Here is a 224-nt window from a genome sequence, read left to right on the forward strand (position 1 = left end):
GGGTTCCTCCTGGTGGGCCCGTTCGTGAAGACGGGCCCACTCCGGAACACGGAGATTGCAGGCCCAGCAGGCTCATTGGCTGCAGCTGGCCTAGTTGTGATCCTGAGCATCACCCTCACCATCTACGGGATTGCATCGTTTAAGGAAGGCGAGCCGTCGACGGCGCCGTCGCTGACGTTGACGGGCAGGAAGAAGGTGCCGGATCAGCTGCAGACGGCTGAGGG

1 protein-coding gene is annotated in these 224 nt (G+C 62.9%); it reads left to right on the top strand.

What is annotated here, in order from left to right:
* Window positions 1-224, top strand: a 224-nt coding sequence (locus tag D2V08_RS18225) for a photosystem I reaction center subunit XI (protein ID WP_220473371.1), incomplete at both ends; no start/stop codon positions are given.

Origin of the sequence: Flagellimonas lutimaris (genome assembly GCF_003581615.1) — a bacterium.
Lineage (GTDB): Bacteria > Bacteroidota > Bacteroidia > Flavobacteriales > Flavobacteriaceae > Flagellimonas > Flagellimonas lutimaris.